13 protein-coding genes are annotated in these 19,465 nt (G+C 62.3%); 8 read left to right on the top strand and 5 right to left on the bottom strand.

What is annotated here, in order from left to right:
- Nucleotides 1–5: 5 nt before the first annotated feature.
- A complete protein-coding gene (carB, locus tag AB4048_RS08935; protein WP_442201583.1) occupies nucleotides 6–3,491 on the bottom strand; it encodes a carbamoyl-phosphate synthase large subunit in 3,486 nt (1,161 codons plus the stop codon).
- 280 nt (nucleotides 3,492–3,771) lie between these two features.
- Here carB and AB4048_RS08930 point away from each other — a divergent pair, with 280 nt between their 5' ends.
- Both AB4048_RS08930 and ypfJ read left to right on the top strand, forming a co-directional pair.
- On the top strand, nucleotides 3,772–4,260 hold the full coding sequence (locus AB4048_RS08930) for a DUF2306 domain-containing protein (protein ID WP_442201582.1): 489 nt from the start codon (nucleotides 3,772–3,774) through the stop codon (nucleotides 4,258–4,260).
- 90 nt (nucleotides 4,261–4,350) lie between these two features.
- Nucleotides 4,351–5,283 (top strand): KPN_02809 family neutral zinc metallopeptidase, encoded by a 933-nt coding sequence (gene ypfJ, locus AB4048_RS08925; RefSeq protein WP_442201581.1) that lies wholly within the window; start codon nucleotides 4,351–4,353, stop codon nucleotides 5,281–5,283.
- A 76-nt stretch (nucleotides 5,284–5,359) separates the two neighbouring features.
- Here ypfJ and AB4048_RS08920 read toward each other — a convergent pair whose 3' ends face one another.
- On the bottom strand, nucleotides 5,360–6,355 hold the full coding sequence (locus AB4048_RS08920) for an aldo/keto reductase (RefSeq protein WP_442201580.1): 996 nt from the start codon (nucleotides 6,353–6,355) through the stop codon (nucleotides 5,360–5,362).
- A gap of 110 nt (nucleotides 6,356–6,465) precedes the next feature.
- On the opposite strand from AB4048_RS08920, the gene AB4048_RS08915 reads away from it, so the two are divergent.
- Nucleotides 6,466–7,419 (top strand): LysR family transcriptional regulator, encoded by a 954-nt coding sequence (locus AB4048_RS08915; RefSeq protein WP_442201579.1) that lies wholly within the window; start codon nucleotides 6,466–6,468, stop codon nucleotides 7,417–7,419.
- Here the strand turns inward: AB4048_RS08915 and AB4048_RS08910 are convergent, their stop codons facing one another.
- Nucleotides 7,420–8,400, bottom strand: coding sequence for a sterol desaturase family protein (locus AB4048_RS08910; protein WP_442201578.1), 981 nt, complete (start codon nucleotides 8,398–8,400; stop codon nucleotides 7,420–7,422).
- A 206-nt stretch (nucleotides 8,401–8,606) separates the two neighbouring features.
- Between AB4048_RS08910 and AB4048_RS08905 the strand changes: the two genes are divergently transcribed.
- Both AB4048_RS08905 and AB4048_RS08900 read left to right on the top strand, forming a co-directional pair.
- Nucleotides 8,607–9,848 (top strand): TCR/Tet family MFS transporter, encoded by a 1,242-nt coding sequence (locus AB4048_RS08905; protein ID WP_442201577.1) that lies wholly within the window; start codon nucleotides 8,607–8,609, stop codon nucleotides 9,846–9,848.
- Between the two features lie 215 nt (nucleotides 9,849–10,063).
- A complete protein-coding gene (locus AB4048_RS08900; protein WP_442201576.1) occupies nucleotides 10,064–11,461 on the top strand; it encodes an MATE family efflux transporter in 1,398 nt (465 codons plus the stop codon).
- A 70-nt stretch (nucleotides 11,462–11,531) separates the two neighbouring features.
- On the opposite strand, the gene carA is transcribed toward AB4048_RS08900, so the two are convergent.
- Nucleotides 11,532–12,737, bottom strand: a complete 1,206-nt coding sequence (gene carA, locus AB4048_RS08895; protein ID WP_442201671.1) for a glutamine-hydrolyzing carbamoyl-phosphate synthase small subunit — start codon at nucleotides 12,735–12,737, stop codon at nucleotides 11,532–11,534.
- 333 nt (nucleotides 12,738–13,070) lie between these two features.
- On the opposite strand from carA, the gene AB4048_RS08890 reads away from it, so the two are divergent.
- A complete protein-coding gene (locus AB4048_RS08890) occupies nucleotides 13,071–13,523 on the top strand; it encodes a GatB/YqeY domain-containing protein (protein ID WP_442201575.1) in 453 nt (150 codons plus the stop codon).
- Between the two features lie 27 nt (nucleotides 13,524–13,550).
- On the opposite strand, the gene AB4048_RS08885 is transcribed toward AB4048_RS08890, so the two are convergent.
- On the bottom strand, nucleotides 13,551–14,399 hold the full coding sequence (locus tag AB4048_RS08885) for a hypothetical protein (RefSeq protein ID WP_442201574.1): 849 nt from the start codon (nucleotides 14,397–14,399) through the stop codon (nucleotides 13,551–13,553).
- 942 nt (nucleotides 14,400–15,341) lie between these two features.
- Between AB4048_RS08885 and dnaG the strand changes: the two genes are divergently transcribed.
- Together dnaG and recQ are read left to right on the top strand one after the other, a co-directional pair.
- Nucleotides 15,342–17,354: a DNA primase gene (gene dnaG, locus AB4048_RS08880; RefSeq protein ID WP_442201573.1), complete on the top strand. Its 2,013-nt coding sequence runs from the start codon at nucleotides 15,342–15,344 to the stop codon at nucleotides 17,352–17,354.
- A gap of 97 nt (nucleotides 17,355–17,451) precedes the next feature.
- Nucleotides 17,452–19,332: a DNA helicase RecQ gene (gene recQ / locus AB4048_RS08875; RefSeq protein WP_442201572.1), complete on the top strand. Its 1,881-nt coding sequence runs from the start codon at nucleotides 17,452–17,454 to the stop codon at nucleotides 19,330–19,332.
- Nucleotides 19,333–19,465 lie beyond the last annotated feature (133 nt).

Raw genomic sequence — 19,465 nt, 5'->3', positions numbered from 1 at the left:
CCTACTCAGAAATAGCTCTGCAGCGGCCGCACTTCCAGATTGCCGGCCTTCAATGCCTTGATCGCCTGGGCGGCGGCTTCGGCTCCGGCCAACGTCGTGTAGTAGGGGACCTTCTGCATCAGCGTGGCGCGGCGCAGCGACTTCGAATCGGAGATCGCCTTGTTGCCGTCGGTGGTATTGACGACCAGCTGGACCTGACGGTTGCGGATCGCGTCCTCCACATGCGGGCGGCCCTCGAGCACCTTGTTGACCTTGGTGGCGGTAATGCCGTTTTCGGCGAGAAAGCGCTGGGTGCCGCCGGTCGCCAGAACCTTGAAGCCGATATCGACCAGCATATGGACGATCGGCAGGACGCGCGCCTTGTCGTCATCGCGGACGGAGACGAACACGGTTCCCTCACGCGGCAGTTCGACGCCGGCACCGAGCTGCGACTTGGCAAATGCCAGCGCGAAATCCGTGTCGAGGCCGATGACTTCGCCGGTCGAGCGCATTTCCGGACCGAGCAGCGTGTCGACGCCGGGGAAGCGGGCAAACGGGAAGACCGCTTCCTTGACGGCGATATGCTTCAGCTTGCGCGGATCGGGCTTTTCGCCATAGGCGGCGAAAGCCGCGTCGAGCGTCTCGCCGGCCATGACTCGGGCGGCGATCTTGGCGATCGGCGCGCCGATGGTCTTGGCGACGAAAGGCACCGTTCGCGAAGCGCGCGGGTTGACTTCCAGCACGTAGACCGTGCCGTCCTTGATGGCGAACTGCACGTTCATCAGGCCGCCGACGTTCAGCGCCTTGGCCATCGCTTTCGCTTGCCGCTCCAGTTCATCCAGGAGCTCGACGGGCAGCGAGCGCGGCGGCAGCGAGCATGCCGAGTCGCCGGAATGGATGCCGGCTTCCTCGATGTGCTCCATGATGCCGGCGACATAGACGTCCTTGCCGTCGGAAAGGCAATCGACATCGACTTCGATGGCGTTGCTCAGATAGCTGTCGAACAAAAGCGGGTTCTTGCCGAGCAGCGTGTTGATCTGGCCGGTCTTGTCGTTCGGATAGCGCTGCTTGATATCCTCCGGCACCAGTTCCGGCACGGTGTCGAGGAGATAGCTCTGCAGCTGGCCTTCAGAATGCAGGATCTGCATGGCGCGGCCGCCGAGCACGTAGGAGGGGCGCACCACCAGCGGGAAGCCAATCTCGGAAGCGACAAGGCGTGCCTGTTCGACCGAGTAAGCAATGCCGTTGTTCGGCTGATTGAGGTCGAGCTTCATCAAGAGCTTCTGGAAGCGGTCGCGGTCCTCGGCAAGGTCGATCGCGTCGGGCGCGGTTCCGAGGATCGGGATGCCGTTCTTTTCCAGCGCCTCGGCAAGCTTCAGCGGTGTCTGGCCGCCGAACTGCACGATAACGCCGACGACTTCGCCGTTTTCCTGCTCGGTCTTCAGGATCTCGATGACGTCTTCTGCCGTCAGCGGCTCGAAATAGAGGCGGTCGGAGGTGTCGTAGTCGGTGGAGACCGTTTCCGGGTTGCAGTTGATCATGATCGCTTCGTAGCCGGCATCCTTCAGCGCGAAGGCGGCGTGGCAGCAGCAATAGTCGAATTCGATGCCCTGGCCGATGCGGTTCGGACCGCCGCCGAGGATGACGACCTTCTTGCGGTCGGAGACTTCCGCTTCCGAGCGCGCCACGCCCACGAAGGGCGTCTCGTAGGTCGAGTACATGTAGGCGGTCGGCGAGGCGAACTCGGCGGCGCAGGTGTCGATGCGCTTGAACACCGGCCGGACGTTGAGGCTGTTTCTGAGTTCCGCCACTTCCTTCGGGCGCTTCTTGGTGAGCGTCGCGAGGCGGGCGTCGGAGAAGCCCATCGCCTTCAGCATGCGCAGGTTCGTCGCGTCTTCCGGCAGGCCGTGTTCGCGAATGCGAGCCTCCATGTCGACGATCGCCTTGAACTGGGCGATGAACCAGGGATCGATCTTGCAGCTCTCGTGCACTTCTTCCGGGCTCATGCCGAGACGAAGCGCCTGGGCGACCATGCGGAGCCGATCCGGCGTCGGCGTGCCGATGGCGGCGCGGATGGCGTTGTGATTGTCGCTCTCCTCATCGAGGCCGGGGATTTCGATCTCGTCGAGGCCGGTAAGACCCGTTTCGAGACCGCGAAGCGCCTTCTGGAGCGATTCCGCGAAAGTGCGGCCGATCGCCATGACTTCGCCGACCGACTTCATGGCTGTCGTCAGCACCGGCGAGGCGCCTGGAAACTTTTCGAACGCGAAGCGCGGGATCTTGGTGACGACATAGTCGATCGACGGCTCGAACGAGGCAGGTGTCGCGCCGCCGGTGATGTCGTTCTCGAGTTCGTCGAGGGTGTAGCCGATGGCGAGCTTGGCAGCAATCTTGGCGATCGGGAAGCCGGTCGCTTTCGACGCCAGAGCCGAGGAGCGCGATACGCGCGGGTTCATTTCGATGACGACGAGGCGGCCGTCCTTCGGGTTGACCGCGAACTGCACGTTCGAGCCGCCGGTTTCGACGCCGATCTCACGCAGCACCGCGATCGAGGCGTTGCGCATGATCTGGTATTCCTTGTCCGTCAGCGTCAACGCCGGTGCGACAGTTATGGAATCGCCGGTGTGGACGCCCATCGGATCGATGTTTTCGATCGAGCAGATGATGATGCAGTTGTCCGCCTTGTCGCGGACGACTTCCATTTCATATTCCTTCCAGCCGAGCACCGACTCTTCGACCAGCACTTCGGTCGTCGGCGAGGCATCGAGGCCGCCGCCGACGATGTCGAAGAATTCCGAACGGTTGTAGGCGATGCCGCCGCCAGTGCCACCGAGCGTGAAGGAGGGGCGGATGATGGCGGGCAGGCCGACCTGGTCAAGCGCCTGCGCCGCGATCGCCATCGCATGGTTCATATAGCGCTGCTTGCGGTCGTTCTCGCCGAGGTTCCACTGATTTTCGAGTGCGTCGAGCGCGTTGTCGAGTTCGGCGCCGGAGAGCTGCGCCTTCAGCTTGGCGCGCTCAACCTCGTGGGTCTTGCGGTCGGTGTCCTTGATGTCGGTGGCGTTCGCCAGCATCGAGCGCGGTGTCTCAAGGCCGATGCGGGCCATTGCCTCGCGGAACAGGGCGCGGTCCTCGGCCATGTCGATCGCGGCCGGCTTGGCGCCGATCATCTCGACATTGTAGCGGTCGAGAACGCCCATGCGCTTCAAGGAAAGCGCCGTGTTGAGAGCTGTCTGGCCGCCCATGGTCGGCAGCAGCGCGTCCGGGCGCTCCTTGGCGATGATCTTGGCGACGACCTCGGGCGTGATCGGCTCGACGTAGGTGGCGTCCGCCAAACCGGGGTCGGTCATGATGGTGGCCGGGTTCGAATTGACGAGGATGACGCGGTAGCCTTCCTCCTTCAGCGCCTTGCAGGCCTGGGTGCCGGAGTAGTCGAATTCGCATGCCTGGCCGATGACGATCGGACCCGCGCCGATGATGAGGATCGATTTCAAATCTTGGCGCTTCGGCATGGGCTCTCATCCGTTTCTAGCTGCGCGAAAAACCGGCCAGGGTGGGAGGTCACCGGCCGGGCGCATATCGATGGTGTTTTCAGGCTAGAAGCGGCTTATAGGCAAATGTTTTTGCAAACGGAACCCCTTAAATCGCGTGGTGGACAGGAATTTCGCTTCATCGCAATCTGTCGTGCAATCGAATCCGATGGATCGCCATAAGTTTCGGTGCACCGTCTTGCGATGACGATTGCGGCCGATGCAATCCTTCGGCGGTCTCTGGCTTCAATCGGGATTGGTCATGACACTTGAGCCGCTTCTTGATGCTTCGCTTGCCATTCGCCTCCACGTGGCGGTCGTTCTGCCGGCAGCGCTGCTCGGCGCCTATCAATTGATGGGGCCGAAGGGCACGCGCGGTCATCGTCTGCTTGGAAAGATCTGGCTTGTGCTGATGGTGGCGACGGCTTTCTCCAGTTTCTTCATCCATTCGCTCAATATGTTTTACGGCTTCGGTCCGATCCACCTTTTGTCGATCTATGTGCTCTACGCCAGTTGGCAGGCCTACGCCGCCGCTCGCCGTCACGACATCGCCGCGCATCAGCGCGCCGTATCGGGCCTCTATTACGGCGGCATCGTCGGCGCCGGCGTCTTCACCCTGTTGCCGGGGCGCATCATGAATGCGGTCGTCTTCACCGGTCATGAGATCTTGCCCCTCGTCATTCTGGCGGTCGCGGCTTTGTTTCTCGGCTGGTCTGCCTGGCGCAGGCGCGTTGGGGAAGACGCCCGATAGAAAGCGTGCAATCTGCTGGTTTTCCCGTCGGTGACGGATATATACCTGAAAATGATCAGTTCGCGGCCAGCAGGCCACGGGGAGGTATAGATGGAATGGAAAGGGCGTCGGCAGTCCGACAATATCGAGGACGATCGCGGTTCGTCCGGCGGTCTCGACAGCAATCCGTTCGGCCGCGGTGGCGGTGGCATGGGATTTCCCGGTGGCGGCATGAGACGCGCCGGCGGCGGTTTGAGCATTGGTATGATCATCTTTCTGGTGGTCATTTATCTGGTGCTGAAGGCGATGGGCATCGACATGCTGCAGGTTCTCGACCAGAACGGCGGCACCGTGGCATCCGGCCCTGGGTACGAACAGAGCGACGGCTCGGCGCCGGCACCCGCCAATGACGAGATGAAGCAGTTCGTGGCGACGATCCTCGCCGAGACCGAGGATACCTGGCACGGCATTTTCCAGGCGATGGGCAAGGAATACGAGGAGCCGAAGCTGGTGCTCTTCTCCGGCCGCATCAATTCGGCCTGCGGACTTGCCTCGGCGGCGAGTGGTCCATTCTACTGCCCGAGCGATCACAAGGTCTATCTCGACATGGCCTTCTTCCAGCAGATGAAGGATCAGTTCGGTGCGTCGGGCGATTTCGCGCAGGCCTATGTGGTCGCGCACGAGGTCGGCCATCACGTCCAGAACCTGCTCGGGATACTGCCGAAGTTCAACCAGATGCGGCAGAACTTGAGCGAGGCCGAGGCCAACAAGATGTCGGTGCGCGTCGAGCTACAGGCGGATTGTTTGGCCGGCGTCTGGGGCAAGTTCACCCAGCAGAAAGGAATTCTGGAAGCAGGCGACCTCGAAGAGGCGTTGAACGCGGCCCAACAGATCGGCGACGATACGCTGCAGAAGCGCAGCCAGGGCTACGTCGTGCCGGAAAGCTTCAACCACGGCACTTCTGCGCAGCGCGTGCGTTGGTTCAAGCAGGGCTTCGATTCCGGCAAGATCTCGGCTTGCGACACGTTCTCGAACCCGGTGTGATCGTCTCCAGGTCTTCTGATTTGGTCGAGACCGCTCCCCCTTGCCGGTGGAGCGGTCTTTGAAACTCGGACGAGTTCTACTTTTCACTGTCCAGATGCGCGAGCTGCGCTTCGACGTAGCGGCCGCCGACGGCTGATCCCTTCGGCACGGCCCGTTCGATGGCAGCGAAGTCGTCCGCCGACAGGTTCACCGCCGCGTAGCCGAGTGCCTCGGTAAGGCGGTCACGGCGGCGGGCGCCGATCACGGGAACGATGTCCTTGCCCTGCGCGGCGACCCAGGCAATCGCGATCTGGGCGACCGAAACTCCCTTGGCATCGGCGATTTCGCGCAGCGCCTCGACCAGTTCTAGATTCTTTTCGACGTTGCCTTCCTGGAAGCGCGGGCTGTAGGAGCGGAAATCACCCTTCGCCCCGCCGTCACCCTTCTGCCAGTGACCGCTGATCAGGCCGCGCGAGAGCACGCCGTAGGCGGTGATGCCGATGCCGAGTTCCCGGCAGGTCGGTAGGATCTTGTCTTCCATGCCGCGCGAGATCAGCGAATACTCGATTTGCAGATCGACGATCGGGTGGACGGCGGCGGCGCGGCGGATCGTATCGGCGCCAACCTCCGAAAGGCCGATGTGGCGCACGTAGCCGGCTTTCACCATATCCGCGATCGCGCCGATCGTTTCTTCGATCGGCACCGCCGGATCGAGGCGCGCAGGGCGATAGATGTCGATGTAGTCGACGCCGAGGCGCTGGAGCGTATAGGCGAGAAAGTTCTTGACCGCGACAGGACGCGCGTCGAACCCGCTCCAGCCGGCAGCCGGATCGCGCAAGCCCCCAAACTTGACGCTGAGCAGGACGTCGTCGCGGTTGCGGCTCTTCAACGCCTCGCCGATCAGCATTTCGTTGTGGCCCATGCCGTAGAAATCTCCGGTGTCGAGGAGATTGATCCCGGCATCGAGGGCGGCATGGAGCGTGGCAATGCTCTCGTCACGGTTGGCCGGGCCGTACATGCCCGACATGCCCATGCAGCCGAGGCCGACGGCGGATACTTCGGGGCCGGTCTTGCCCAGTTGGTGTTTCTGCATCTCGTTCTCCTTCGCGTTCAGCGCTTCGGCGCCTCCGGAATACTTTTATCGCAATCGGCTTTGTGCGATAACACAGATATATGTGAACAGGTTGTACGGGATTTTGTACAATGACGGAGCTGCCGCTTGCCGATCTCGACGCCTTTGCCGCGGTTGCCCGCGAGCGGAACTTTCGCGAGGCCGCTCGCAAGCGCGGCGTTTCGGCCTCGTCGCTCAGCGAAGCTGTTCGCCGGCTGGAAGAGCGCGTCGGTGTCCGTCTCCTAAACCGCACCACCCGCAGCGTCACGCCGACCGAGGCCGGCGAACGGCTGATCGAACGCCTGTCGCCGGCGATGAGCGACATTGCCACCGCTCTCGACGACATCAACAGCTTTCGCGACAGCGTCGGCGGAACGCTGAGATTGAATGTACCGATCGTTGCCGCCGCCGTCATCATGCCGCCGCTGATCAACCGGTTCCTGAGCGCCCATCCCGGCATTTCCGTCGAGATCCTGGCCGAGGACAGCTTCATCGATGTGTTGGCTGCGGGCTTTGATGCCGGTGTGCGTTATGACGAGCGGCTGGAGCGCGACATGATCGCGGTGCCCATCGGCCCCCGTACGCAGCGATATGTGACCGCGGCATCGCCGGGCTATCTGGCGGCGAACGGCACGCCGCAGCACCCGCGCGACATCCTCGATCACCGCTGCATTCGCCATCGCTTCGCGAGCGGCACCGCCTTGCCGTGGGAGTTCGAAAGGCAAGGGGAAACGATCGCCATTTCTCCACCGGCCTGTCTCGCCGCGAATGCGATCGCCCTGGAGCTGGGCGCGGCGGTTCATGGGCTTGGGATCATTCGCAGCTTCGAGGAGTTCCTGGCGCCCGCAATCGCCGAGGGCAGCCTTGTGCGCATCCTTACCGAGTGGGATACGGATTTTACCGGACCGTTTCTCTATTATGCCAGCCGGCGCCACATGCCGGCGCCGCTGCGCGCCTTCATCGATTTCCTGAAGCATGAGCAGCGCATGCTCGAAAGAAACGCGACCGCCGGCACCGAGGCGCACGGGCGAGACCGCCGCGTTTGATCAATCGCGGGCGCTGCTTGTTTGCGGCTGGTCGCTGACGAAGGGTTCCTTGGCAGCTTCGGGCGCGACCTTCGGAGCACGTCCGAGAATCTGCTTTGCCCCCTTCGCCGAAAAGGGTTGCGTGAGCTGGCCCCAAAAGCTTTCCGAGATCCGGCCGCTGATGCCGATATCGATCGGGGACGGCCGGGAAGGATTGAAATAGGTGCCGAAAATCTGATCCCACAGCACCAGGTTCTCGCAGTAGTTCGTATTGCCTTCAACCAGCACCCGCGAATGGTGCCAGCGATGAAGCCGCGGCGTGCTGAAGACGTAGTCCAACGGGCCGGTGCGGACGTCGAGATTGCAGTGCGTCAGGAGGCCGATGAAGGCGGTAACAGCTCCGATCCACAAAAACACCGGCAGTGGCGCGCCCAGAAGATAGAGTGGCGCCTGGCTGAGAGCGATCTTGAACAGCGAATCGACGAAATGGAACCGCCCGGTGTTGACGACCCAAAGCCGGCCGACGCTGTGATGCAGGGCGTGAAACCGCCAGATGAACATATTTTCGTGCGCGGCCCGATGGGCGACATAGAGTCCGAGTTCGGCGACGAAAAGGCCGAGGACAATCTGCAGCACCAATGGCCAGTCATGGGGCCAGTAGGGAAAAGGCGCGCTCAGGAACGGTGTTGCGAGGGTCGCCACCCCCATCGGCAGCGTCGCGCCGATTGCCGCGACAACCTGTACCGTGCCTTTGGTCAGCAATGTGTGGGCGACGTCGTTGAATGTCTCCCCGTCCTTGGAGAGCCAGCTTCTCTCGTAGGGCATGATGCGCTCCGCAAGGGCGATGAGAGCGACGATCGGAAGGTACACGACATTGAACCAAAGCAGTGGCGTGGAGGATTGAAACGCGAAATAGGCTCCGGCGAGACCGAGCGCAAAGAACATCGGCCACAGCAGGCACGACGTGATCGAATAGAGGATACCCTTGCCGCCAGATGCCATCCGCCGCTCTCTCGGTCGTTCCGACGGTCTTGTCTATAGCGCGCAAGGGGAAGCGCCGTCCATGGCGTGTTGCGCCGATCATCATGGCGCGAAATGAAAGTTTGTGGTTGATTGGGCCATGCTTCGGGAAGGGGCAATGGCGGCTGCGGCCGCTTATTGATGCGCTCCTTGCCGTCAGAAATCCGCAATATCGTAGGGCAGACCGCATGATCGATCCGAAACTCGCCCGGCGCGGCCTTGCTCTCGTCTTCGTCATTCTGCTTCTGGACGTCATCGGCATCGCGATCATCATGCCGGTGCTGCCGGCCTATCTGGAGCAGCTGACCGGCGCGACGATCAGCGAGGCGGCTGTCGACGGCGGCTGGCTGCTTCTCGTCTATGCCGGCATGCAGTTTCTATTTGCGCCGCTGATCGGCAATCTCAGTGATCGCTTCGGGCGCCGGCCGGTGCTGCTCGCATCGGTGCTGACATTCGGGCTCGACAACCTGATCTGCGCGCTTGCGGTCAGCTATTGGATGCTGTTCGTCGGCCGCGTGCTTGCGGGCATTAGCGGCGCCAGCTTCGCGACCTGTTCCGCCTTTATCGCCGACATCAGCGACGACAGTAACAGGGCGAAGAATTTCGGTCTGATCGGCATGGCCTTCGGAACGGGCTTCGTGCTCGGGCCTGTCATCGGCGGTTTTCTGGGCGAGCTTGGTCCGCGCGTGCCGTTCTTCGGCGCGGCCGCGCTATCCTTCGTCAATTTTTTCGTTGCCTGCTTCCTCTTGCCGGAGACGCTTGCGCCTGAAAACCGCCGGCGCTTCGAACTCAAGCGGGCGAACCCGCTCGGAGCGCTCAGGCAGATGCGGCGTTACCCGGGTATCGGTTGGATCGGCCTTGTCTTTTTCCTCTATTGGCTGGCGCATGCGGTCTATCCCGCTGTCTGGTCCTTCGTCAGCGCTTATCGCTACGGCTGGAACGAGGGGCAGATCGGATTGTCGCTCGGCGTCTACGGCATCGGCAGCGCGTTCGTGATGGGTGTGGTTCTGCCGCGCATCGTGCCGAGACTTGGGGAGCGGCGGACGGCGGTGGTCGGGCTTGCTTTTTCCTGTGTCGGTCTTCTCGGCTTTGCGCTCGCCTGGGAAGGCTGGATGGTCTACGCCGTGATTGCCGCAAGCGCGTTGGAAGCGCTTGCCGATCCTCCGTTGCGCAGCATTGCATCCGCTCAGGTGCCGCCGTCGGCACAGGGCGAACTGCAGGGCGCGCTTGCAAGCTTGAGCAGCATCACCACGATCATCGGTCCGTTGATCTTCACGCAATTATTCGGCCACTTCACGGGCGCGGACGCGCCTTTTACCTTTGCCGGCGCGCCTTATGCGATGGCGGGATTCTTCATCCTGGTTGCGATCGTCGTCTTTGCCTCCCGCGTTCGCCTGTCGCAGAGCGCGGCGATTTCGGAATCTGCCTAGCAAACCATCAAGATAATTGATGCTTTGGTGAATTTTTCAGCACATTGACGCCTTCGGCTGGCTTTTATGTATCGTTCGCGATATTTGCTATCCGGCCGCGCTTGCCCTTGCGAGCTCGCGCCGGTTGCCGCCGATCGGTCACCGGCCAATATAAACAGCACATCGCCTGTTCGAATTGATTTCGTCGGCGATGTTTTGATTCAAGAGTTTCGGACATGGATACGCCGCTCGATGCGCGTCGGTTAGCGCGCGACAACAACAATTCGTGGCCTGCGCATTTCCGCGCCACCCTGGCGCTCGGCATACCGCTGATCGGCGCGCAGTTGGCGCAGCTCGGCATCAACACGACCGACGTGATGATCGTCGGACGCCTGGGCGCCGAACATCTTGCGGCTATGGTTATCTCGGCGCAGTTCCTGTTCACGATCCTGATTTTCGGCTCGGGCTTTGCGATCGCGGTCGTGCCCATGGTCGCACAGGCCTATGGCCGCGGCGACGTCGTCTCCGTCCGCCGTTCGCTGCGCATGGGCCTGTGGGTCGTCACCGGCTACTGGCTGCTGATGCAGCCGGTCTTCTATCACGCGGAATCCATTCTCATCGCAACCGGCCAGAAGCCGGAGGTGGTGAAGCTCGCCGGTGAATATATCGCGATCGGCCACTACGCCGTACTGCCTGGGCTGCTTTTCAACGTCGTGCGGGCGCTGGTGAGCGCCATCGGTCGCGCGGGCGTCATCCTCAACGTCACCATCGTAACGCTGGCGATGAATGCGTTTTTCGCCTACGCGCTGGTGCTCGGGCATTTTGGCCTGCCGGCACTCGGCATGCAGGGGGCGGCGATTGTTTCCGTCGCCGTGCAGCTCGCCGGTTTCTTGTTCATCCTTGCCTATGTGCAGGTGCGGGAGGAAACGCGGCGCTACGAGATGCTGGTGCGGCTCTGGCGGCCGGATTGGCACGCTCTGTGGGACGTCGTGCGCCTTGGCCTGCCGATCTGCGTCACCATTCTTGCGGAGGTAAGTCTTTTCACGGCCGCATCGCTGCTGATGGGGCGCATCGGCACCATTGAGCTCGCCGCCCACGGCATTGCCCTGCAATGGGCCTCGATTGCCTTCATGATCCCGCTCGGGCTCTCGCAGGCGGCGACCGTTCTCGTCGGCGTCGCGCATGGCCGAGGTGACCATACCGCGCTGGTGCGTGCGTCGATCGCTGTCGTCGTGCTCTCCTGCGCGATCGCGATCGCCGGCGGCATAACCTTTGCGATCATCCCGCGATATCTGGGCAGCTGGTTCCTCGACGTCAGCTCCGCCGATGCGCCGCGCGTACTTGCCTATGCCGCGCCTCTGATCGTCGTCGCCGGCCTTTTCCAGCTGGTGGACGGGCTGCAGGTGATCGCAAACGGATTGCTGCGTGGGTTGAAGGACGCGCGCGTGCCGATGATCATGGCGCTCATCGCCTATTGGCCGATCGGCTTCTTCCTCGCCTGGCTGCTTGCCTTCCCGCTCGGTTTCGGCGGCATCGGCATCTGGTATGGCTTCCTGATCGGACTTGCGGCCGCGGCCGCCATGCTCTGCGCGCGGTTCTATATGCTCGTTCGCAAGGAAGAGACGCTCGCCTGAGCGGTCGAGCCTCAAGTCCCCAAGAAAAAGCCCCGGTCGAGATATCTCGCCGGGGCTTTGCTGTTTGATATCAGCGCTCGGCCAGCGCCGGCTCGCCTTTTCTCTCGCGCACAAGGTTGACGAAGCGGCGGAAGAGGTAGTGGCTGTCCTGCGGGCCAGGCGAGGCCTCCGGATGGTGCTGGACCGAGAACACCGGCTTGCCGGAAACGCGCAGACCGCAATTGGTGCCGTCGAAGAGCGAAACGTGCGTTTCTTCGACGCCCTGCGGAAGGGAATTGGAATCGACCGCGAAGCCGTGGTTCATCGAGACGATCTCGACCTTGCCCGTCGTGTGGTCCTTCACGGGATGGTTGGCGCCATGGTGGCCCTGATGCATCTTTGCGGTCGTCGCGCCAAGCGCCAGGCCAAGCATCTGGTGGCCGAGGCAGATGCCGAAGAGCGGAATGTCGGTCTTCAGCAGATCCTTGATGACGGGAACGGCGTATTCGCCCGTTGCCGCCGGATCGCCAGGGCCGTTCGAAAGGAAGACGCCGTCCGGCTTCAGTGCAAGCACGTCGCTGGAGCTCGCGGTTGCCGGAAGCACGGTCACCTTGCATCCGAGGCCGGTAAACAGCCGCAGGATGTTGCGCTTGACGCCGTAGTCGAGGCAGACGACGTGGTACTTCGCGTCATCGGCGGCAAGTTCGCCATAGCCTTCGTTCCAGACCCAGGGCGTCTGCGCCCAATGCGAGGACTGGCCGGAGGTGGCGACCTTGGCGAGATCGAGGCCGACGAGACCGCTCCAGGCCTTGGCGTCCTTCTTCAGCTGTTCGACGTCGAAGACGCCGTTCGGGTCATGGGCGATCACTGCGTTCGGCATGCCGTTCTCGCGGATCCAGGCGGTCAGCGCGCGCGTGTCGATGCCGCTGAGACCAATGATGCCGCGCGCCTTCAGCCACTGGTCGAGATGCTTGGCTCCGCGGTAGTTGGAGGGCTCGCTGATATCGGCCTTGAAGATCACGCCGACGGCGCCGTGGCGGGCGGCCGGCGTCAGGTCTTCGATGTCTTCCTCGTTGGTGCCAACATTGCCGATGTGCGGGAACGTGAAGGTAACGATCTGGCCGAGATAGGAGGGATCGGTCAGGATTTCCTCATAGCCGGTGAGTGCCGTGTTGAAGCAGACTTCGGCCTGGACCTTGCCGGTCGCGCCGATGCCCTTGCCTTCGATCACCGTTCCGTCGGCGAGAACGAGCAAGGCGGTGGGCTTTTCGGTCGTCCAAGGGGCTGTTGCGGTCATAGTCATCCCGTTTCCGGCGTCGGCCGCAGCATGGAGCTGGGCATTCTCGCCAATATGGTTCGCAGACATAAAGCGCCGCGTGCCAGATAAGGCTCGCAAAGGACGCTGTCTCACTTCGCAGGTAGAGCGCGCGCAAACTGGCGGCGCGCGTGTCCCTGATATCGATTTTCGTGCAGGTGACGGTAAATAGCCAAAGGTGCATTGCGGGTCAATTGCCGTTGCGGTGAATTCCGCCGGTAATTGCGTTGATCGGCCCTGCCGAGTTGGTTATGACACTCGCACTCAACCACGAACGCATGGGACAGGCATTCCGCTTGTCCAAGGAGCATCACCATGATCCGCGAAACGCTCGCCAGCGCACAGAAAGAAGCCATGAAAGCCAAGGACGCTCCTCGGCTCTCGACCGTGCGTCTCATCCTGGCCGCCATCAAGGACCGCGACATCGCCAATCGCGGCATCGGCAAGGAAGCGGCAAGCGACGACGAGATCCTGCAGATCCTCGCCAAGATGATCAAGCAGCGCGAAGAGTCCGCGAAGATCTACGACGAGGGCGGTCGCCCGGAACTGGCTTCGAAGGAACGGGAAGAAGTCATCGTCATTAAGGCCTATATGCCCGAGCAGCTTTCCGAGGATGAAGCTCGGCAGGCCTCGGCGGCGGTCATTGCCGAAATCGGCGCTGAGGGCATGAAGGACATGGGCAAGGTCATGGCGGTGCTACGGGAGCGCTATGCCGGGCGGATGGACTTCGGCAAGGCCTCGGGGGTCCTCAAGGATCTCTTGAAGTAATCGCTTTCGATTGCTCCGCGCGGCGCCTTATCCGAAGACGGATTCGGCAGCCGCGTCGATAATCGCGAACTTTTCGGCTTGATAGTTCCAGTATTCCGCGACGAATTCGCGCGAAAGCCAGAAGCTGCTCTTGCCCGGCACGCCCGTCCAGCCGACGCTTCCCATCTCCGCGGCCTGCTTCAGCAGTCGCTTCAGATGCGTATTGGAGATCATGAAGCGCTCGCGGATCTCCTTCATGGAGATGGGGCCGATGACGATCTTCTCATCATCCTTTTCAGCCGCCGCAGTTTTCGCGACCAGATAATCCATGATGACGCCACCCGAGTTTGCCCAGGTGAAGATGTTGAAGGTCGTGCCTGGATTGCGGACCGCCTCGTTGGCAAGGATCGCCTTGGCGATGCGGGGCTGGATACTGGCGAAGGACGAAGGGTCGGCCGCGAGCTTCGCCGCGCGGCCTTTGCCGTCAAGGCTGTCCAGAATCGACAAATGTGTGTGCGTCCACCGCACGAAGTGCGTGATTGCTATATCTGTCGGCTCGAGCAGGCGGGTGCGGCGGTCCGAATTTCCGGGGACCGGGCGCAGGAATCGGGAGGCAAGCATCTCCTGAAGGAAGGCGACGGCAGTATTGCGGCTGGCGATCTTGTGCTTGACGACGAAATCGACGAAACGCGCCGAATAGAGCGCCTTGGCCGGATCGTCCGGAAGGCCGTTATAGAGTGCGAAGCCGGCCTGGGCGAGCAACCAACGCTGATGCGCCGCGAAGATCGACGCTATCCGTGGGCTTTCGGAGTAGATGGCGATCAGCTCGTTTGCGCAATATAATATTGCTGAGAGGAATTGGTCGCTGGAAGCAAGCTCTTTGGCTGTAAACGGCATTGATGGAATCCGTAGGTTGTACGGACACATCTGTCATCCATGTCGCCGTTGTCAACGGCGTTTACGCCACGTTAAGCTTGATTTGCGTCACTTTAACCTTAACGGGAATAATTTTTGCTAATATATTTAAGAAGGCAGGAGCTTGGGAGCTCCTGCCTTCTTGCGTTTTGCTCCATCCGATGACGCAGGGTGGGGCCCAAATCGGGGAGCGAACGCACCCATGAAAGGCGGCGCCGGGGGTAGGGATGGTGCCTCGCATGGGGATTGGAAATGGAAAGATTACGATCGCAGGCTAAGCGCGCTTCTCGGGTTCTCGGCCTGCAGTCTGGCCTCCGGTTCGGCGGGCCGTCAGGTAATGTCGCGTCGCGAAGCCACTGAAGTCTTCGCCGGCATATCCCGGTCCGTAAGAGGGAAGTTATTGCCTCGCAACAAAGGTTTCAAATTACAAAAATATAATGTTCCGCCCTTAACATCGCGCCGCAATTGTGACGCTTTTGCTTGCCAGCAGCGCGCGCCGGAATTGGCCGGGACGGAGCAACCCGTGCCGCGGCGCTGGCCGAGATCACGCGTTTTTCGCTCCATCTATTTGTTATCCCGATATTTTTCGTGGAGTATGAAGTGGGCGTGGTTGGCATTGATGCAGGTCCGATCTCCCATGCCACAAGCCTTGAAGAACACAACCGTGTCCTCGGCGGATCTGCGGGAAGCGCATCCTTTTGCTATCAGATAGACGATCTACGCCCGTTCAGTTCACGCCGATTTGATCCGTTCAGTCGCGTTCGTCGCGCATGCGCGGGCCAATCCGCGCGGTTATCGCCCTCGGGAGAGCTTTTCGGGCCGAATATCCGACGATTTCAGCCCTGTGAATAGCGGGTGTGATGCATGTCGGTCGTGGCAATATTGCTCGGGGCTCACTATAAGGAACGGAGCCAGAGGTTTTTGATGCGATTTTCCCCCACGTTTCTCGACGAGATCCGCGACCGCGTTCCCATTTCGGACGTGATCGGCCGGCGTGTGACGTGGGACCGTCGCAAGACCAATGTATCTCGCGCCGACTACTGGGCCTGCTGCCCGTTCCATGGAGAGAAGTCGCCAAGCTTCCACTGCGAAGACCGCAAGGGACGTTACCATTGCTTCGGCTGCGGGGTGACGGGCGATCATTTCCGTTTCCTCACCGATCTCGAAGGTCTGAGCTTTCCGGAGGCGGTGCAGCAGATTGCGGACATGGCGGGTATCCCCATGCCGATCGCCGATCCAGTCATGGAAAAGCGGGAGAAGGAGCGCACCACGCTCCAGGACGTCATGGAGCTGGCGACACGCTTCTTTCAGGACCAATTGCAGACGGCAAACGGTGCAAGGGCACGCGCTTACCTGCGCGACCGCGGCCTGACCGGACGCACCATCGAGACCTTCCGGCTCGGCTATTCGCCGGACAGCCGCAACGCGCTGAAGGAATTCCTTGCCGGCAAGGGCGTGCCGAAGGAACAGATCGAGGCTTGCGGCCTCGTCGTGCACGGGTCGGATATCCCGGTCTCCTATGACCGTTTCCGAGACCGCATCATGTTTCCGATCCTGTCGTCGCGCGAAAAGGTCATTGCCTTCGGTGGCCGCGCCATGTCGCCCGACGCGCCGGCCAAGTATCTGAACTCCAATGAAACAGAGCTCTTCCATAAGGGCAACGTGCTCTACAATTTCGCCCGCGCGCGCCGAGCCATGCCCGGCGCCGGCCGCACGGGCAACGGCGCACAGGACGACGGCTCGGCAGGCACGATCATCGCCGTCGAAGGCTACATGGATGTCATCGCGCTGCACCAGGCAGGCGTCGAGAACGCCGTTGCCCCGCTTGGCACGGCGCTCACCGAGAACCAGCTCGAGCTTCTGTGGAAGATGACGCCGCAGCCGGTTCTCTGCTTCGACGGCGACGGTGCCGGCATGCGCGCGGCAAACCGGGCGGCCGACCTTGCGCTGCCGCATCTCAAGCCCGGACGCTCGGTGCGTTTCGCGCTGCTGCCTGACGGCAAGGACCCGGACGATCTCGTCCGCCAGGACGGTCGCGCGCCCTTCGATGCTGTCATGGCGCAGGCACGGCCGCTGGCGGAAATGGTGTGGAACCGCGAGTCCGCTAACGGCAAGTTCGATACGCCGGAGGCGCGCGCCGAGCTGGAAGCGCGGCTGAAGCAGATCGTGGCCGTCATTGCCGACGAAAATGTCCGCCGCCACTACCAGCAGGATATCCGAAACCGGCTGAACGCGTTCTTCCAACCGCAGTTCCAAAACCGAAATGGCGGTCAGCGCGGTTTCGAAACCGGCGGTGGACGCGGGTTTACCGGGCGTGGCGGCGAGGCGAGGGGCGGTCGGCCACCCTCCACGAAAGCAACCGATCGGCTGACGCGCTCAGGCATGATCAAGGGACATCAGGACGCCCCGGCGCTGCGCGAAAGCGTGCTCGCGCTCACCATCGTCAACCACCCGCAGCTGCTGCAGGAGGAATATGACGAGATCGCCGCGATCGACTACGAGAGCCGCGATCTGCAGCGCTTGTGGTCGGCCATGCTCGGCGTGGCGGGCGCGGTTGCCGGCCCGCATCTGACCCGCGAGCATCTAGTCGAGATGCTGGAGCAGGATTTTGGCACGCTGTTGAAAGTCATGGACCAGCAAATCCGCAACGCACGCCTCTGGACGGCGACGGAGGGGGCGGCGACGGAGGATGCCCGCGAGGGTTATCTCCAGGCGCTGGCGCTGCACAAACGGTCCAAGGCGCTGCGCTGGCAGAAGATCGAGCTGGAGCGCGAAATCGCTGATGCCACCGAGGCAGGAGACGGCGACAGCATCGAGCAGCTGATGCGCGCCCTGCAGGAGGTGCATCTGGAAGGTGTACGGCTCGAAAACCAGGAAGCGATCATCGACGGCTTCGGCATCATGTCGGGCCGGGTGAAAGGCGCCGCAACCAAATGAAGTGCGCAGCATATGCGGTTGCCGCGCGGCGTGCGGCACGTCAAAATCGATAAAGCGGCGGTGATTCCCGCAAAAGCGTACCCTGAAAAAGGTCAGAATGTCTCAAGCAGCAAGCGACGCCCCGCGGTTTTCGGCCGGAAAGGCACTATTCGGCGGTGCTTCCAGCGACGGCGCGACGCCGCTTGCCGTCCTGAACAGGATCTACGGCTACCCTGCCTTTCGCGGCAAGCAGCAGCAGGTCGTTGACCACGTCGTCGACGGCGGCGATGCCGTGGTCCTGTTTCCGACGGGCGCGGGCAAATCGCTCTGCTTTCAGATCCCGGCGCTTTGCCGCGAGGGCGTCGGTATCGTGGTTTCGCCGTTGATCGCGCTGATGCGGGATCAGGTGGAAGCGGTCAAGCAGCTCGGCATTCGCGCCGCCGCGCTCAACTCCTCGCTGACGCGCGAGGAATTTCTCGACGTGCGTCGTGCCTTGTCCTCCGGTGGGCTCGATCTTCTCTACGTGACGCCCGAGCGCATCGTCACCGATGGTTTCCGCGAGATGCTGGCGGGCGCGAAGATTGCCCTCTTCGCGATCGACGAGGCGCATTGCGTCTCGCAATGGGGGCATGACTTCCGCCCCGAATACCGCGAACTCGGCAGGCTTGCCGCCGAGTATCCCGGCGTGCCGCGCATCGCGCTGACGGCGACTGCCGATCCGCACACGCGCGAGGACATCATCGAACGCCTGTCGCTCGGCGGCGCAAGGGTCTTCACCACCAGTTTCGACCGACCGAACATTGCCTACGAGATCGTCGAACGCGACCAGCCGCGTCAACAGCTGCTGCGCTTCCTCTCCGCCCACAAGGGTGACAGCGGCATCGTCTACTGCCTGTCGCGCGCGAAGGTGGAGGACACGGCGGAATGGCTGAACGGGCAGGGCATTCGCGCGCTTCCTTACCACGCCGGTATGGATCGGGCGCTGCGCGACGCCAATCAGGACGCCTTCCTGAAGGAGGAAAACCTGTGCCTCGTGGCGACGGTCGCCTTCGGCATGGGGATCGACAAACCGAACGTGCGCTATGTGGCGCACCTCGATCTGCCGGGTTCCGTCGAGGCCTATTATCAGGAGACCGGCCGTGCGGGGCGCGACGGCCTGCCGTCCGAGGTGTGGATGGCGTACGGCATGGCCGACGTCATCCAAAGGCGGCGAATGATCGACGAAGGTGCGGCCGCCGACGAGATCAAACGCGTTGAACGGGCAAAGCTCAATGCGCTCCTTGCCATCTGTGAAACCGCCGGCTGCCGGCGTCAGGCGATCCTTGCCCACTTCGGCGAAACGCATGCCGGCAAATGCGGCAATTGTGATACCTGCCTGAAGCCCGTCGAGACCTGGGACGGAACCGAGGCTGCGATCAAGGCGCTTGCCGCCATTTACCGCACCGGCGAGCGCTTCGGCACCGGGCACGTGATCGATGTCCTGACGGGAGCCGTCAACGAGAAGACCGAGCGCTTCGGCCATACCGACATGCCTGTCTTCGGCGCAGGCAAGGACATGCCGGCGCGCAGCTGGCAATCGGTGTTCCGGCAGCTTTTGGCCGGCGGCTTCATCAGCGTCGACCACGCTGCTTTCGGAGCGTTGAAACTGGAGCCGGAGGCGCGCGCCGTATTCAAGCACGAGCGGCAGGTGCTCTTCCGCAAGGACCGTCCGGCTGCCGCGGGGCGTCGCGCGAAGAACACAGATCGATCCGAGCGCCGATCCGCACTTTCCGGTGGCGACGGCAGCCTTTTCGAGGCGTTGAGGGCCGAACGGACGACAATCGCCCGGTCGCTCGGCGTTCCGCCCTATGTCGTCTTTCCCGACACGACGCTGATCGCCTTTGCGACAGAGCGGCCGCGCAGCCGCAAGGAGCTGCTCGGCATCTCAGGGGTCGGCCAGTCGAAGCTGGAGCGGTTTGGCGACGCGTTTCTCGACATCATTCTCGCACACCACGAATAGACCGTTTCCGTTTTTCTTAGAAACACGGAAGCGTTCTAACTGTTTGTTTTTACGCAATTCCGGACGGAAAGCCGCGTCACACTTTCCTGAAATTGCGCTAGGGCGTCGGGTGGGCCGACACTCTACGATCGTC

The sequence above is a fragment of the Rhizobium sp. RAF56 genome, assembly GCF_052113965.1.
Classification (GTDB): Bacteria; Pseudomonadota; Alphaproteobacteria; order Rhizobiales; family Rhizobiaceae; genus Rhizobium.
This window is presented reverse-complemented; position numbering and strand designations above follow the sequence as displayed.

Coding starts and splice junctions, on each gene's coding strand:
- AB4048_RS08905 (WP_442201577.1), top strand. CDS start 8,607: ATGATCGATCCGAAACTCGCCCGGCGCGGCCTTGCTCTCGTCTTCGTC.
- AB4048_RS08890 (WP_442201575.1), top strand. CDS start 13,071: ATGATCCGCGAAACGCTCGCCAGCGCACAGAAAGAAGCCATGAAAGCC.
- AB4048_RS08910 (WP_442201578.1), bottom strand. CDS start 8,400: ATGGCATCTGGCGGCAAGGGTATCCTCTATTCGATCACGTCGTGCCTG.
- AB4048_RS08915 (WP_442201579.1), top strand. CDS start 6,466: ATGACGGAGCTGCCGCTTGCCGATCTCGACGCCTTTGCCGCGGTTGCC.
- recQ (WP_442201572.1), top strand. CDS start 17,452: ATGTCTCAAGCAGCAAGCGACGCCCCGCGGTTTTCGGCCGGAAAGGCA.
- carA (WP_442201671.1), bottom strand. CDS start 12,737: ATGACCGCAACAGCCCCTTGGACGACCGAAAAGCCCACCGCCTTGCTC.
- dnaG (WP_442201573.1), top strand. CDS start 15,342: ATGCGATTTTCCCCCACGTTTCTCGACGAGATCCGCGACCGCGTTCCC.
- AB4048_RS08900 (WP_442201576.1), top strand. CDS start 10,064: ATGGATACGCCGCTCGATGCGCGTCGGTTAGCGCGCGACAACAACAAT.
- AB4048_RS08930 (WP_442201582.1), top strand. CDS start 3,772: ATGACACTTGAGCCGCTTCTTGATGCTTCGCTTGCCATTCGCCTCCAC.
- ypfJ (WP_442201581.1), top strand. CDS start 4,351: ATGGAATGGAAAGGGCGTCGGCAGTCCGACAATATCGAGGACGATCGC.
- AB4048_RS08920 (WP_442201580.1), bottom strand. CDS start 6,355: ATGCAGAAACACCAACTGGGCAAGACCGGCCCCGAAGTATCCGCCGTC.
- AB4048_RS08885 (WP_442201574.1), bottom strand. CDS start 14,399: ATGCCGTTTACAGCCAAAGAGCTTGCTTCCAGCGACCAATTCCTCTCA.
- carB (WP_442201583.1), bottom strand. CDS start 3,491: ATGCCGAAGCGCCAAGATTTGAAATCGATCCTCATCATCGGCGCGGGT.